This window comes from Curtobacterium luteum (assembly GCF_014646995.1).
Taxonomy (GTDB): Bacteria; Actinomycetota; Actinomycetes; order Actinomycetales; family Microbacteriaceae; genus Curtobacterium; species Curtobacterium luteum.
Window position 1 is genome coordinate 104340 of sequence record NZ_BMOI01000011.1, and the last position, 14538, is coordinate 118877.

General features: G+C 72.5%; 13 protein-coding genes. 7 read left to right on the plus strand and 6 right to left on the minus strand.

Annotation, left to right across the window (positions count from 1 at the left end; genetic code table 11):
* Positions 1–51 precede the first annotated feature (51 nt).
* Complete coding sequence (locus tag IEY20_RS12790; protein WP_175328449.1) at positions 52–1590, plus strand: ABC transporter permease; 1539 nt, start codon at positions 52–54, stop codon at positions 1588–1590.
* Positions 1591–1644: 54 nt separating this feature from the next.
* Positions 1645–1932 carry a hypothetical protein gene (locus tag IEY20_RS12795; RefSeq protein ID WP_022902125.1) on the plus strand — a complete coding sequence of 96 codons (288 nt, stop codon included), beginning with the start codon at positions 1645–1647 and terminating at the stop codon, positions 1930–1932.
* Positions 1933–1947: 15 nt separating this feature from the next.
* Here IEY20_RS12795 and IEY20_RS12800 read toward each other — a convergent pair whose 3' ends face one another.
* A complete protein-coding gene (locus IEY20_RS12800; protein ID WP_175328450.1) occupies positions 1948–2454 on the minus strand; it encodes an 8-oxo-dGTP diphosphatase in 507 nt (168 codons plus the stop codon).
* A gap of 52 nt (positions 2455–2506) precedes the next feature.
* Here IEY20_RS12800 and IEY20_RS12805 point away from each other — a divergent pair, with 52 nt between their 5' ends.
* Positions 2507–2857 carry a hypothetical protein gene (locus IEY20_RS12805; protein WP_022902123.1) on the plus strand — a complete coding sequence of 117 codons (351 nt, stop codon included), beginning with the start codon at positions 2507–2509 and terminating at the stop codon, positions 2855–2857.
* 43 nt (positions 2858–2900) lie between these two features.
* On the plus strand, positions 2901–3791 hold the full coding sequence (locus tag IEY20_RS12810; protein ID WP_175328451.1) for an aminodeoxychorismate lyase: 891 nt from the start codon (positions 2901–2903) through the stop codon (positions 3789–3791).
* 159 nt (positions 3792–3950) lie between these two features.
* Here the strand turns inward: IEY20_RS12810 and IEY20_RS12815 are convergent, their stop codons facing one another.
* Positions 3951–5150: an amidohydrolase gene (locus tag IEY20_RS12815; RefSeq protein WP_175328452.1), complete on the minus strand. Its 1200-nt coding sequence runs from the start codon at positions 5148–5150 to the stop codon at positions 3951–3953.
* A 148-nt stretch (positions 5151–5298) separates the two neighbouring features.
* On the opposite strand from IEY20_RS12815, the gene IEY20_RS12820 reads away from it, so the two are divergent.
* Both IEY20_RS12820 and IEY20_RS12825 read left to right on the plus strand, forming a co-directional pair.
* A complete protein-coding gene (locus tag IEY20_RS12820) occupies positions 5299–6477 on the plus strand; it encodes a Fic family protein (protein WP_175328453.1) in 1179 nt (392 codons plus the stop codon).
* 9 nt (positions 6478–6486) lie between these two features.
* Positions 6487–8667, plus strand: a complete 2181-nt coding sequence (locus tag IEY20_RS12825) for a S9 family peptidase (RefSeq protein ID WP_175328454.1) — start codon at positions 6487–6489, stop codon at positions 8665–8667.
* A 218-nt stretch (positions 8668–8885) separates the two neighbouring features.
* On the opposite strand, the gene IEY20_RS12830 is transcribed toward IEY20_RS12825, so the two are convergent.
* Genes IEY20_RS12830 through IEY20_RS12840 form a run of 3 tightly spaced genes read right to left on the minus strand, consistent with a single transcriptional unit; the run spans position 8886 to position 11589 of the window.
* Positions 8886–10427: a CYTH domain-containing protein gene (locus IEY20_RS12830; RefSeq protein ID WP_175328455.1), complete on the minus strand. Its 1542-nt coding sequence runs from the start codon at positions 10425–10427 to the stop codon at positions 8886–8888.
* Complete coding sequence (locus IEY20_RS12835; RefSeq protein ID WP_175328456.1) at positions 10424–11236, minus strand: hypothetical protein; 813 nt, start codon at positions 11234–11236, stop codon at positions 10424–10426. Before IEY20_RS12835 ends, IEY20_RS12830 begins: the two co-directional genes overlap by 4 nt.
* Positions 11233–11589 (minus strand): PadR family transcriptional regulator, encoded by a 357-nt coding sequence (locus IEY20_RS12840; protein ID WP_175328457.1) that lies wholly within the window; start codon positions 11587–11589, stop codon positions 11233–11235. The genes IEY20_RS12835 and IEY20_RS12840 overlap by 4 nt, the downstream gene beginning before the upstream one ends.
* 87 nt (positions 11590–11676) lie before the next feature.
* Between IEY20_RS12840 and IEY20_RS12845 the strand changes: the two genes are divergently transcribed.
* The gene (locus IEY20_RS12845) at positions 11677–11949 is read left to right on the plus strand and encodes a mycoredoxin (RefSeq protein WP_022902366.1); all 273 of its coding nucleotides are present in this window, start codon (positions 11677–11679) and stop codon (positions 11947–11949) included.
* Between the two features lie 116 nt (positions 11950–12065).
* Here the strand turns inward: IEY20_RS12845 and IEY20_RS12850 are convergent, their stop codons facing one another.
* Entirely contained in the window at positions 12066–14201 is a 2136-nt protein-coding gene (locus IEY20_RS12850; protein WP_175328458.1) for a DEAD/DEAH box helicase, read from the minus strand.
* Positions 14202–14538: the final 337 nt, after the last annotated feature.

Consider the following 14538-nt stretch of genomic DNA (forward strand, 5'->3'; position numbering starts at 1 on the left):
ACCCCGGGCGTATCCTGACGCTCCGGATCGAGAACAGGAGCACCTGGCCGAGTGAGCACCCCGCGGAACGACCTCCCCCCGAAGCGGACCACCCGCCCCTCGACCCGCGGCACGCACCCGCGGCGGGGGTCGTCCGTCGCCGGCCACCGTCGGGTCCGCCAGGCCCCGGTGCCCGAGCCGCAGCGGATCAGTGCGTACCGTCGCTGGTACGGCACGCTGCACCCGTCGCTCCAGCTCATCGGCCTCCAGCTCTGGATGCCGCTGTTCTTCATCGTGGGCTTCTGCCTCTGCTACGTCTTCGCGTTCCACGCGCCGCACCCGCACGACGTCCCGGTGGCCCTGGTCGGCAGCGACCCGACACTCGTCGCCGCAGTGGGCAAGGCCCTGCCCGGCGAGTACGTGTTCCACGTGTACGACTCCCTCGCGAGCGCGAAGCGGGACGTGCTCGCGGGCAGCATGGCCGTCGCCTACGACCCGTCCGCCAACGAGTTCTTCAAGGCCAGCGCGCACCAGTTCCAGGTCGCCTCGCTCGTCCCCGCGACGCTGTCCGCCGTGCTCGAGGCCGGCGGAACGGCGGCGCCGAGGATCACCGAGCTCGCCCCGCTCCCCACGTACGACGAGTACGGCACCGTGTCGATGTACGTCATGCTCGCCTGGTGCATCGGCGGCTACATGGTCGCGATGTTCATCGGCATCATGGGCGGCCCGCTGCGGCACCGCACCCGGATGGCGGTGATCGTGATCGGCGGCCTCGTCATCTCGCTCATCACGAACACGCTCGCCGGCCCGGTCGTCGGCGCGATCCACGGGCACTTCGTCCCGCTCGTCCTCATCGCCTGGGGATGGATCGTCGCGATCGGCCTGGCGGTGAACGGCCTGAGCTACTTCGCCGGCCGGTTCATCGCCGCCCCGGCCATGATCTGCTTCGTCTTCCTGTCGATGCCGTCCTCCGGCGGCGCCTACCCGAAGTGGTTCATGCCCGAGCCGTTCGCCTGGCTGAACAACGTGGTCGTCGGCTCGAGCATGGTCGACATGATCAAGCACCAGATCTACGGCGTCGGGGCGGGCCTCACCCGCGGGCTCGTCACGATGGCCTGCTACGCGGGGGCCGGGCTGGTGCTCATGTACGTCGGCAAGATGTGGTGGGAGCACCGCCGCATCCGCGCGATCGTGACCGGTCGGACGACGATGTTCCAGGACGCCCAGAACGCGAACCGCGAGTTCCTCGGCAAGCAGCGCGACCAGGAGCTCGAGCGCCACGGCCTCACCTCGACCGAGACCGGCACGCTGACGGTCCTGCGCGACGACGAGTGGGAGGACGACCGCGCGAACGGCGACGTCTTCATGGGAGGTCGGGACGGCCTCGAGACCGACAGCACGCCGACGGGCCGCATCCCGGTGGTCCGCTCCGGCGAGCGCGGAGGCCCTGCGGGCCGGCCGGGAGGCACGACCGCCGGACCGCGCACACGTCCGGTCCCGCGGGTGGACGCGTCGCGCGCGCCGGTCCGGTCCGACGCGCCGGCGCGCTCGGGCGCACGGCCCGGCGGCACGGTCGAGGACCGTCCGCACGGTCGGCACGCGGACCGCTGACGCCGGTCGGAGCGGGGGGCGGTCGTCCGTGACGCCGGGCGTATCCTTGGGGCCATGACCCCGCGCATCGCCTGGCACCGCGTCCTCGTCACCGTCGTCGTCGTGTTCCTGGCGCTGGCGGTCGTGTTCTACGCGCTGAGCGTGTTCCTCGCCCCCGCCGACGGACGGAACACCGCCGGGCTCTTCGTCGGTTGGGCGATGTTCGCGATGATCGGCGCGATCGGGGTCGGCATCGTGGACTTCTTCGTCCGCCCGCTCGGCGGCCGGAGCGGTGACGCGGACGTCATGGCCGCCGCCGAGGAGGCGCGGACGGGCAGCACCCGGACGCAGCAGGCCCGCTGACCCCGCGCGGAGCGCTCAGCCGTCGGACCCGGTGAACCCGGCGACCGTGGCGTTGTCCTCCGCGAACGTGAACCGTGCGCGGACCCGGCCGCCGTCGAGCACGCCGGGCAGCCAGTACTTGGCGTCGTCCCACATCGCGCCGTAGGGCACGGCGTCGACCGGGATCCAGCGGGGTTCGAGCTCGTCGCTGCCCGTCGGGCTCCCCTGCCAGCGGCGGCAGACGAACACGTCCGAGACCTGTGACCAGGACGGCCGGAACGGGAACCGGTAGTCGAGCGTGCCACGTGCCTCCAGGTCGGCCGGGTCGAGCCGCAGGCCGACCTCCTCGGCCACCTCGCGGACCGCGGTGTCGACCGCGGCCTCGCCGGGTTCGCGCTTGCCGCCGGGTCCCACCAGCCGGCCGGTCCCGAGGCCCCGCCGCTTCTCGCCGAGGAGCACCTCGGGTCCGTCGGCACCGTCCCGCAGGAGGTAGACGACGACCACCGCCGGGTGCTGGATCGTGCGGTCCGCGCGTTCGGTCACCCCTCCAGTGTGGCGTACGCTCGTTCCATGGCAGGCGTGCTGCGGGGGCATCATGGCTGAGTCCCGCAGGACGGGGCGCAGCCTCGAAGTGCTGCGTGCCGAGGCCGCCGAGGAGATCTCGATGCTCGTCGAGCACCGGAGCCGCCAGGGTGAGGACCCGTGGGACTTCATGCCGACGCTGCCGACCGTCGACGAGCAGGTCGTGCTCATCCTCCGCGCCGACTCCCTCGAGCTCGACGCCGCGATCGGTGCACGGAGCGCGCAGTGGTCGATGCACCCGGCGTCCGGCCAGGGCACCTCGATGGGTGAGGAGTACCACCGGCTCCGGCGCATCGCCATGCAGCACCCGGAGCTCACCGCCGCCGTCTGGAAGCTCATCGGGGCGCTCCCCGACGCCGGCTGACGGCCCGGTGGAGGCGCCAGCCGCGCTGCGGTTGGATGGGGACATGACCGAAACCGTCCTCGCGATCCTCAACCAGCCCTCCCGCGACGCTGCGCCGCACGACCCGGACGCCGACGCGTTCTGGTTCGCCGCACCGCTCGAGGAGCACGTGCAGGTCCAGGACCTCGGGGTCATCCGTGGCGACGGCGTGTTCGAGACCATCACCGTGGTGCACGGTCGGCCGCAGGCGCTCGAGCCGCACCTCGCGCGGTTCGAGCGGTCCGCCCGCATGCTCGACCTGCCCGTGCCGGACGCCGGGGCCTGGCGGCGGACGATCGAGGCGGTGTGCGCCGAGCTCGACCCGGTCCGCGAGGGCTTCGTGAAGACCGTCTACACGCGCGGGGTCGAGGGGTCGGACCGGCCGACGGGCTGGGCGTACGCGGCACCCTCCGGGGACCAGACCCCCGCACGGACCGAGGGCATCTCCGTCGTCACGCTCGACCGCGGGTACCGGCACGACGTCGAGCGGACGTCGCCGTGGCTGCTGCAGGGCGCGAAGACCCTGTCGTACGCGGTGAACATGGCGGCGCTGCGCGAGGCCGGCCGTCGCGGGGCCGACGACGCGCTGTTCGTGTCGACGGACGGCTACGTGCTCGAGGGCACCCGGGCGAACCTGGTCATGTCCGTCGGTGGCCGGCTCGTGACGCCCCGGACCGACATCGGCATCCTCGCCGGCACCACGCAGGCCGACGTCTTCCGCTTCGCCGAGGACGCCGGGATGGACACCTCCTACGAGCTCGTGACGCTGGCGGACCTCGACGCTGCCGACGCCCTCTGGCTCGTGTCGAGCGTCCGGCAGGCGGCTCCCCTCCGGTCCGTCAACGGGGTCACGCGGGCGATGGACCTGCCCCTGACCGAGCGCATCAACGAGTTCCTGCTGTCGCGCGAGGCGTGACCGTTCCGCTGGGTCCGCGCGGGGACCGCGCGACCCGACCGGACGACGGACGGGAGGCCCGTGGCGGCGTCGCCACGTCCTCCCTCGCAGGCTCGGTCGGCGCGCCCGGCGCATCGCTCCGCGATGCCGCCGAGCCGGACGCGCCCGTCCGTCAGGCGGTCACCAGCGGTCGCTGGTGACGCCCTGACCGTCGACCCACTCGAAGACCTGGGCGCCCTCGATCCAGACGCGCGTCGCGCGGCTGGTCGCCGCGAGCGGGTCGCCGTCCCAGAGGACGAGGTCGGCGTCGTACCCGGGTTCGAGACGACCGACGCGGTCGCCGAAGCCGAGGATGTCGGCCGGGTTGGTCGTGAGCGCCTCGAGCGCGGTCTGCCACGGCAGCCCCTCCTTGACGGCGGCCGTGGCCTGGTCGACGAGCATGTTGATCGGCACCACCGGCGCGTCCGTCGTGATGGCGACCCGGACGCCCGCCGCGGCGATCGTGGCGAGGTTCGGGATGCCGCGGTCGCGGAGCTCCACCTTCGAGCGGCTCGTGAAGAGCGGGCCGTAGATCACCGGGATCGCCTTCTCGGCGAGCACGTCGGCGATCTTGTGCGCCTCGGTGCCGTGGTTCACGACGAGGCGGTAGCCGAACTCCTCGGCGAGCCGGATCGCGGTCGCGATGTCGTCGTGGCGGTGGGTGTGCTGGTCCCAGGCGAGCTCGCCGTCGAGGACACGCACGAGCGTCTCCTTCGTGAGGTCGCGAGCGAACGGGTCGCCCTTCGCCTCGGCCGCGTCACGGGCTGCACGGTAGTTCTGGGCCTCGACGAACGCGTCGCGGATGATCTTGGCGACGCCGAGCCGCGTCGAGGGCGTCTGGCCCTTGCCGCCGTACACGCGCTTGGGGTTCTCGCCGAGGGCGCTCTTGACGCTCACCGAGTCGGAGATGAGCTGCTCGTCGATCGTCCGGCCGCCCCAGGTCTTGATCGCGACCGTCTGGCCGCCGATCGGGTTGCCGGACCCGGGCTTGACGACGATGCTCGTGACGCCGCCGGCGAGCGCGTCGCGGAAGCCCTCGTCCTGGATGTCGACGGCGTCGATCGCGCGCACGCCGGCCATGTTCGGGCCGGTCATCTCGTTCGTGTCGTTGCCGGCCTCGCCGTTGGCCTCCTCGTGGATGCCGACGTGCCCGTGCGCCTCGACGAACCCGGGGACGAGCCACGCTCCGGCCGCGTCCACGACCGGGAGCCCCGGCGGCGGTGTCACCTCCGGTCCGATCGCGGTGATCCTGCCGTCCTCGACGACGACCGTCCCGCCGTCGAACTCCGGGGAGGTGACGGGGACGACGTGGGCACCGGTGATGGCGAAGGAGTTGGTCATGGCTCCACGCTAGCGAGCCGGCGCTCCACGCATACGACATCTGGATTCCTGGCGACGAGTGACGCGGGCGCCGTACCGTCCTCGTGCGCCGACCCCTGGAGGAACCGTGGACCACGCCGAGTCACCCGCCCACCGTCCACCGTGGCCCGTGCACACGACGGTCCTCCGGCCCTGGCGCAGCGGCCAGCGCGGGCCGAGGGCCGACCGCCTCGTCACCGCCGTCACCGCCTCGGTCCCACCGCGGATCGCCGCTGCCGGGTGGACCCCGGACGTCGGCACCGAGCAGCTGCTCGCGCACGCCGCACACGCGCTCCGGGTCCTCGACGCCGAGCACGGACACGCACTCGCGGGGCTGTCCTCCCTGCTCGTCCGGACCGAGGCCGTGACCTCCTCGCGGATCGAGCTCGAGCAGGCGACCATCGACGACGTCGCCCGGGCGTCCGTCGGCGGCCGGGCGAACCCGAGTGCCACGCTGGTCGTCCGGGCCGGCGCCGCGCTCGGACGACTCGCGGCGATCGCGCCCGGCGGGACGATCACCGAGTCCGCGGTGCTCGACGCCCACCGGGTCCTCATGGCCGACGACCCGGTGGACGGCCGGTACGCGGGCCGCTGGCGGGACGTCCAGAACTGGATCGGCGGCGGGGCCAGCCCGCGGCTGGCGTCGTACGTCCCGCCGCCCGCCGACGAGGTCCCGGCGCTCATGGCGGACCTCCTCGCCTTCGCCCACCGCGACGACCTCCACCCGATCGCGCAGGCCGCACTCGTCCACGCGCAGTTCGCGTCGGTGCACCCGTTCACCGACGGCAACGGTCGGATCGGTCGGGCGCTCGTCGCGGCCGTGCTCCGGTGCCGCGGGCTCGGGCTGCGCGTCACGGCACCGGTCGCGGTCGTGCTCGCGGCGGAGCGGGACCGCTACTTCGGCCTGCTCGAGGCGTACCGGACCGGACCGGTCGACGACCTCGTCCGTGACCTCGCCATCGCGATCGGCACCGTGTGTGACGAAGCGACGACGACCGCGCTCCTGCTCGCCGAGCACCGCGCGTGGCTCGCCACCCTCGGACTCCCGGCCGCCCTCGCGCACGTCCTCGGCCATGAGCCGTTCGTCTCCGAGGACACGCTCGAGCGCCTGCTCCCCGCGGGGATCGAGCCCACGGTCACGCGACTGTGCGGCGTCGGGGTGCTCCTGCCCCTCACCGCCCGACGGCGCGACCGTGTCTGGCGGGTCGTCGGCGTCGCGGCGGAGCTCGAGGCCTTCGTCGAGCGGGTCACCGACGCCGTGCGTGCCCGGCAGGTGCCGCTGCCCGCGCCCGTCGGGGCCTGCGCATAGGGTGGGGGCGTGAGCAGCGAGCACGAACAGGCCACCCCGCCCACCGCCGCGAAGCGCCCGGTCACCCGGTCGCACCACGGCATCGACTTCGTCGACGACTACGAGTGGCTGCGTGACAAGGAGTCGCCGGAGACGCTCGCGTACCTCGAAGCCGAGAACGCCTGGACCGAGGCGCAGACCGAGCACCTCGCGCCCCTGCGCGACCGGATCTTCGGCGAGGTCAAGGCCCGCGTGCAGGAGACCGACCTCTCCGTTCCCGTCCGGATGGGTGACTGGTGGTACTTCACGCGGACGGCCGAGGGGTCGCAGTACGGCGTGCACTGCCGCGCACCGATCAGCGGTCCGGACGACTGGACGCCCCCGGCGATCGAGGCGTCGGCCGACGGCGGGACGACCCTCCCCGGCGAGGAGACCGTGCTCGACAGCAACGCCCTCGCGGACGGCCACGACTTCTTCTCGCTCGGCTCCTACGACATCACCGACGACGGCACGCGGCTCGTCTACGGCACTGACACCGCCGGCGACGAGCGCTACACGCTGCACGTCCGCGACCTGACGACAGGGCAGGACCTCGCCGACGAGATCCCCAACACCGGCGCCGGTGCCACGTTCGACCCCTCCGGACGCTTCGTCTTCTACCCGACCGTCGACGACTCCTGGCGGCCCGACCGCATCTGGCGTCACGCGGTCGGGACGCCGGCGTCCGAGGACGTCCTCGTGTTCGAGGAGCCGGACGACCGCTACTGGGTCGGCGTCGGCATCACCCGGTCGTCGCAGTACATCGTCATCGAGCTCGGGTCGAAGATCACGTCCGAGGCCCTCGTGCTCGACGCGGCCGACCCGACCGGCGAGTTCCAGGTCGTCTGGCCGCGGCGCGAGGGTGTCGAGTACGAGATCGAGCACGCCATCGTCGGCGGCAGCGACCGCTTCCTGGTGCTGCACAACGACGGTGCGGAGAACTTCGAGCTCGTCGACGTGCCCGCGGACGACCCGACGTCCGAGCGTGACCGCCGTGTCGTCGTCGCCCACCACCCGGAGCGCCGCATCGAGTCCGTCGACGCGTTCGCCGGTCACCTCGCGCTCGAGTACCGGTCCGAGGCGCTCCCCCAGGTGGCGATCATCCCGATCGAGGACGACGGCTACGGGGATGCCCACGAGGTCCCGTTCGACGAGACGCTCTTCTCGGCCGGTCTCGGCGGCAACCCCGAGTGGGAGCAGCCGACGCTCCGGATCGGCTTCACGTCGTTCGTGACGCCGTCCGAGGTCAGCGACCTCGACCTGGCGACGGGCGAGGTGACGGTCCTCAAACGGCAGCCCGTGCTCGGTGGGTACGACCCGGCCGACTACGTCCAGGAGCGCGACTGGGCCACCGCGGCGGACGGCACGCGCGTCCCGATCTCGCTGGTCTGGCGACGGGACGCGGTCGACCCCGACCAGCCGGCACCGCTGCACCTGTACGGCTACGGATCGTACGAGCACTCGATCGACCCGGGCTTCAGCGTCATGCGGCTCAGCATGCTCGACCGTGGCGTCGTGTTCGCCGTCGCGCACGTCCGCGGGGGCGGCGAGATGGGTCGGCACTGGTACGAGGACGGCAAGACCCTCACGAAGAAGAACACGTTCACCGACTTCGTCGCGGTCGCCGCCCACCTCATCGACTCCGGTCGCACCACCGCGGACCGGTTGGTCGCCGAGGGCGGCAGCGCGGGTGGACTCCTCATGGGTGCCGTCGCGAACCTGGCGCCGGAACGGTTCGCCGGCATCCTCGCGGCCGTGCCGTTCGTGGACGCGCTGACGAGCATCCTCGACCCGGACCTCCCCCTGACGGTGATCGAGTGGGACGAGTGGGGCGACCCGCTCCACGACCCCGAGGTCTACCGGTACATGAGCGAGTACTCGCCGTACGAGAACGTCCGCGACGACGTGCAGTACCCGAAGATCCTGGCGGTGACATCCATCAACGACACCCGGGTGCTCTACGTCGAACCCGCGAAGTGGACCGCGCGACGGCGGGAGGTCGGCGCGCCGGTGCTGCTGAAGACCGAGATGGCGGCCGGACACGGCGGCGTGAGCGGTCGGTACGCGTCGTGGAAGGAGCGTGCGTTCGAGCTGGCGTGGCTCCTCGACGTCCTGGGGCTGGCCGAGGTGTCCCCTGCCGCTGCGGACGCCGAGCCCGTCGCCGCCGGATGACCGACGCCCTCGTCGTCATCGCCATGCAGGTCGGCGTCGTGCAGCCGCGGAGGGCTTCGACGTCACGCTCGTCGGTGACGCGCACACCACCCGGGGCGTCGTCCGCGACGAGTTGGTCGTGACGGCGGAGCAGATCATCGTCCACACGAACCACTCCCGGGCCGGACTCCGGGACCCGGGACAGCGGTTCGACGTCGCCGATGCCGACGCGGTGGTGCTCACACGCGATTGAGCGTGTGCACCGCCTCGTCGTAGGACTGCTCCGCGAGTCGTACCCGGTCGCCCGCGAGGACGCCGTACCCGAAGGTCCCCTCGCCGCCGCGCTCGGCGATCCCGGCGTTCACGCGGAGCTGCTCGAGTGCGTGCAAGGAGCGGACCCGCTCGGTGAGGACCTCGGCCGCGTTGCCGATGCGCTTCCACAGCGCGTGCGGGAACGCGTCGTCGCCGAGCACGTCCATCGCCATCCGGGCGCGGAGCGTCGCGGTCCACGCGAGTTCCGTCGCTGCCAGTGCCGCGGCTTCCCGCTCGACGACGGCGACCTCGGCGTCCTCGTCGGCGACGGCGTCGCGCACGAGGTCGCGGACCCGAGGCTTCTCGACCGCAGAGACGTCCTGCGCGACGTGCTTCGGGGACCGGAGCGCCCACGCGGTCGGCTGCGGCCGTTCCACGGCGTCGTCGAGGGCGTCGAGCAGCTCGAGGAACGGCTCGGAGTGCAGGAACGCCACCACGTCACGGACCGCGTCGGCCCGGCGTTCGCGGGTGGACGCGAGGATGCGCTCACGGGTCATGGCGTCGACGAGGGCGTCCTGCGCCGGGGTGGACGCCCGCGGCAGCCGCTCGACGAGGTACTCCGCCAGTGCTGCCCGTGCGGTGACGACCGCGAACGCGTCGGCGGCCGCTGCCGCCCGGTCGATCTCGTCCGTGGGCGCGAACGCCGGACGGTACGACCCGAGGACGGCGGCGATGCCGAGCGCCGTCGACGCGGTCTCGCGCAGGTCGGCGGCGGCGGCGGTCGCCGGGTCGCGGAGCGCGGCCTGCTGGTCGAGCAGCGCGGTGCGCAGCTTGCGGAGCCGCTTGGTGAGCGCGCGTGCGGCCGTGCCCTTGTCCGGCTTCTCTGCGGTGTGGAGGCGCGGTGCCGGTGCACCCGCCAGCCCTCGAGCCAGCTTCGACGAGACGGCAGCGGGGCCGGCGCCGACCGCGGCGAAACGGCCGTCCAGCGCGGCGAACAGCTCGTGGGCGATCTGCTCGTCGACGCCGCCGACGGTCTCGACCTCGACCTCGCGCCAGGTGCGAGGCGTCTCGGGAGCGTCGTCGTCGAGCCGCTGGGCGCGGACGGTGTCGTCGGCGAGCTCGGCGATCTGGTCGCCGTCCTCGTCGAGGAGGCGCGTGACGGTGCGGGTGGTGGTGATCCGGACGACCGGTCGGAGGCGCCGTCCCCGACGCTCGGTGAAGAGCGCCGCGAGGACCTCGTCCGGGACGCTGTCGGCGTCGTCGGTCAACGGGAAGTGCTGCTCGTGCCGGACCGTGTCCGAGGCCGCGCGCTTGATGTGCCAGCCGGCGTCCGGCCCCCCGGTCCGGCGGCGGACCGTCACCCGGGCGGCGACGAGGTCGTAGCGATCGGTGTCCCAGTAGGTCGCATCGAGTTCGAACGGTTCCTGCCGGTCGGACTGCAGGATGCCGCCGACGCCGATCAGGTCGGGGAGGTCCCCACCCTCGGGCAGGTCGTAGGTGCGCTCGATCTCGAGGTGCGTGTCACTCACACGCTCTTGTCTACCAGGGCTCCCTCGGGGACCACGAACCGGCGCGAGCGATCGGTGGAGAACCGGCTGCCGAGGAACCCGGCGAGGATGAGCGCGAGGTACGGCACGCCGAACAGGATCGAGTTCCACTGCGCCGGGAGCAGGGTCCACAGCGCTCCGGTGTGCTCCGCGGACACGAGGACCATCGGGAGGACGGCGAACGACCACGCCGCCCACGGGGTGCTCGTCGCGACGAACCACCCGACGAGCGGGACGAGCGTCAGGAGCAGGGAGAACTCGAACGGGATCGGTCCGGTGACCGGGAGGGAGGGCACGAGGACCATCACCACGGTCGCCGCCAGGACCATGCTCGCCCCGATGCGCCGTCGAGGAGCGGTCGCCCGCAGGAGGAGGACCGCCACCGCCACGGCGACACCGGGAACGACGTGCACCAGCGCTTGCCCTGCGAGCATCCCGACGACGCGCTGGGTGGCGGATCCGGCGTTCTGCTGCAAGAGCAACCACACGCCCGACGCGAGCAGCGACGCGATCGCCACCGCCACGAGCACGGGAACGGTCCGGACGCGGTGTGGTTCGGGACGGACGTCGAGCGGTACAGCGGTCATGGTGGTCCCCCAGGTGGTGCGACGGTCGGCTCGGCGGTGGAACAGCGCCGTGGTGAAGGCGCCGAACGCGAGCGCGGTCGGCGAGAGGTCGAGTTCGGCGGCGCCCTGCACGTCGGCGGCCCACTGCTCCCGGCGGGTCTCGCGGTGCGCGGCGGGCGAGATGGCGACGGCTGCGGCGACCAGCACCCGGTCGAGCGCGTTCACGACGCCACCGGCCGGGTGGTCGGACGCGCGCCGGCTGCGGGACGCGCAGCGGCGCGGGCGGGATCGGCCCGCGCGGCAACGAGGTCCCGCGCGGCAACGAGGTCCTGCGCCGCGACGAGACCGTCGGCAGTGAACTCGTAGAGCCGTCGTCGGGGTCCAGACCGCTCGGCGTCGTCGTCCCAGCTCGACCGGATCCAGTCGAGCTGCTCGAGCCGTTCGAGGATCGGGTACACGGTGCCCGCCTGCCGTCCGGTCGCCTTGACGACGAGCAGCCCCCAGGTCGGTCTGTCCGCTGCGAGCAGGGCGTCGAGGACGTCGAGCGTGGGGGCGGTCACGCGCTTGATCGGTTCCATGAGCAGAAGCTACCTATGTAGAACAAGCACGTCAAGCCATGTCGGACAAGAAGTCCTCCGTCCAGACAGCGGGGTTACCCTGATCACATGAGCGAGACGATCACCCGCGACGCGTTCGTGCCCGAGGCCGGCGGCGTCACGATGTTCACGACGAGCTGGTGCGGCTACTGCGCCCGGCTGAAGAACCAGATGACGAAGGCCGGTGTGCCCTTCCGCGAGGTCGACATCGAGCAGACGCCGGGCACGGCAGAGCTGGTCGCCGAGGTCAACGGCGGCAACCAGACCGTCCCGACGCTCGTGTTCCCGGACGGCAGCACGGCGACGAACCCCTCCCTCGCCGAGGTGCAGTCGCGCGTCTGACCGCTGCTCGCCCGCACGGCGAGCCACGCACAACCAAAGCCCGCCGGAACCACGGACAACCGTGGTTCCGGCGGGCTTTGGTTGTGCGAACGCAGAACGCGCCACGCGCTCCCGCGCTACCGCGCCCCGCGCTCCAGCGCCTCGGTGAGCAGCGCCGCCATCGCGTCGAGCTGGATGTCGCCCGAGTCGACGATCTCCTCGTCCGAGCCGTCGAGCGCCCGGGCGGCCAGCGAGGCCTTCGAGTCGATGAGGTCCGCGATCTTGGTGTCGATCGTCTGCGCCGCGATGATGCGCCACGCGGTGACGGGCTCCTCCTGGCCGATGCGGTGCACCCGGTCGATCGCCTGGGTCTGCTCGGCGCTCGTCCACGACAGCTCCGCGAGGACGACGTTGGACGCCACCTGCAGGTTGAGGCCGACGCCGGCCGCGGTGAGCGAGCAGACGATGACGGCCACGTCGGGGTCGTTCACGAACGAGTCGATCTCGGCGGTGCGCTGCGACGGCGTCTGGTCGCCGCGGATCGTCGCCGTCCGCAGGCCGCGTCGGGCGAAGACCTCCTCCGCCTGGTCCAACACGTCGAGGTGCTTCGCGAAGAACACGACCTTGCCGACGTTCGACGCCAGCTGCGCCGCGTAGTCCGCCGCGAGCTGTGCCTTGGCGCGGCCGATGCGCCGGACCATCGAGAACACGTTCTCCCCGGTCGACGAGGCGTCCTGGTCCTCGAGCTCCCACCGCGCGACCTGACGGACGAGCTTGTGGTCGATGCCGACGACCGGGTCCTGGCCGGTGCGGGCGTCGAGCGCCTGGTGGTAGCGGCGGACGAGCTTCGCGGTGAGCTCCCGCTCGGCGTCGCGGATGGACCGGCCCTCTTCGCCGTCGAGCTCCACCGGGATGTCGGCGATGCGACGGGCGGGGATGTCCGCCGCGACGTCGACCTTGCGGCGCCGGACGATGCCGAGGTCGATCACGGCCTTGCGCGCCTCCGTGAAGAACCCGGGGTCGGCCGGCGTGAGCCCGATCTCCTCGAGCTCGTTCATGAGCTTCGCACGCGGCTTCTTGTCGTCGATCCAGCCGAGGTACTCCCAGATGGTGCGGAAGTCCTCGACGGAGTTGATCAGCGGGGTCCCGGTGAGCGCCATGAGCAGCGGGTGCGCCGTGCGCTGCCGGATCTTCTCGGCGAGCTGCAGCACGAACCGCGATCGCTGCGAGTCCTTGTTCTTGATGAAGTGCGCCTCGTCGACGACCATGCCCTTGAACCCGAACGACCCGAGCCACCCGGCGTGCCGGTCGAGGATCTCGTAGTTCACGATGACGATGTCGGCGAACCCGTCGAGGTCGTCGCCGTCGCCGTGGATCACGGTCGCCGTCCGGCTCGGGACCCAGCGGGCAGCCTCGCGCGCCCAGTTCGTCTTGACGACGTTCGGGACCACGACGAGCAGCGGGAAGGCGTTCGCAGCCTCGGCGGCGAGGAGCGACTGCGCCGTCTTGCCGAGACCCGGCTCGTCGGCGAGCAGGAACGTGCGGTGCCCCTGCGCCGCGGCGGCGACGAGCTCCGCCTGGTGCTTCATCAGGGTCGTGCCGGACTTCGAGTGCAGCGTCGACGGCTCCGGCAGCGGCATCGTCGCCGCGCCCCCGCCCGCGCCGTACTCGAACGACTTGAACAGCGGCCCGAACAGCTCCCAGTTCGCCAGGCGACGCGGGTGCGCGACGGGCTGGTCCGCGAGGGCGAAGTCGGGTGCGAGGAACGGGTTCGCGAGCTGCCGCTGCACGACCGCCTGCGGGACGACCGACCGGACCGGTGCCTCGACCGTCGGGGACGGCTCGGCCGCGATGACGAGGTCCTCGGGCTGCAGTTCCATCCCGCCGGCGATCATCATGTCGCGCTTCACCGTGCGGGTGGCCTCGCTGACCGACGCTTCCTCGGTCAGGAGCTGGATGACGCTCGTGTCACGGGCCGCGGTCTTCGCGAGGATGGTCGCGACGCCGTCGAGCCGCTTGAGCTGCTCGGCGCGCTGCGCGTCGGTGAGCTCCGTGTCGGCCTTCACCCGCGCACGCTCCTCGCGCATCAGCAGGGCGACCGCCTGGAACTTGGACCGGTTCGATGCCTTGAGCGGTCCGCGTTGCGCCGCCGCCTCGACCTCGCGCACGGCGCGGGCGAGGACGGGGATGACGCCGTCGTTGTCGAGCGGCCTGGTACGGCGTGACGCGGTCCGCGTCCCGCCGGCTGCACGCCGGGTGCCTGATCGAGCCAACGCTCCTCCTGTTCCGCCCGTTCGTCACGGGCGAGCCGCCATCGGCGGAAGTCTCCGGCCGGGTCCAGGTGGGCCCGGCGCATCGCGGGCCACCGTGGCCCGTCGTCCGCCGCTCCCCCGCCGCCACGCTTCCGGAGCGTCCGCGGTCGGTTCCACGCGGGTGCCCCCGGCCGCCTCGTGGCGACCGTACGACGGCCCGCGCCGGGATCCGGCGCCGTCACACGCACGTGACGCCCCCTCGGGGCGGTCACGGATCCGGCACCCGCGTCCACCAAGCGGCGGACCGGTCCCGTCTGGATGCGACGGGACGCGCGAGCACGCGGTACGTGCGCGCTCA

What these genes read in the sequence shown, in the direction of transcription:
- IEY20_RS12845 (WP_022902366.1), top strand. Translation starts at nt 11,677, where the DNA reads ATGAGCGAGACGATCACCCGCGACGCGTTCGTGCCCGAGGCCGGCGGC.
- IEY20_RS12805 (WP_022902123.1), top strand. Translation starts at nt 2,507, where the DNA reads ATGGCTGAGTCCCGCAGGACGGGGCGCAGCCTCGAAGTGCTGCGTGCC.
- IEY20_RS12840 (WP_175328457.1), bottom strand. Translation starts at nt 11,589, where the DNA reads ATGGAACCGATCAAGCGCGTGACCGCCCCCACGCTCGACGTCCTCGAC.
- IEY20_RS12795 (WP_022902125.1), top strand. Translation starts at nt 1,645, where the DNA reads ATGACCCCGCGCATCGCCTGGCACCGCGTCCTCGTCACCGTCGTCGTC.
- IEY20_RS12810 (WP_175328451.1), top strand. Translation starts at nt 2,901, where the DNA reads ATGACCGAAACCGTCCTCGCGATCCTCAACCAGCCCTCCCGCGACGCT.
- IEY20_RS12815 (WP_175328452.1), bottom strand. Translation starts at nt 5,150, where the DNA reads ATGACCAACTCCTTCGCCATCACCGGTGCCCACGTCGTCCCCGTCACC.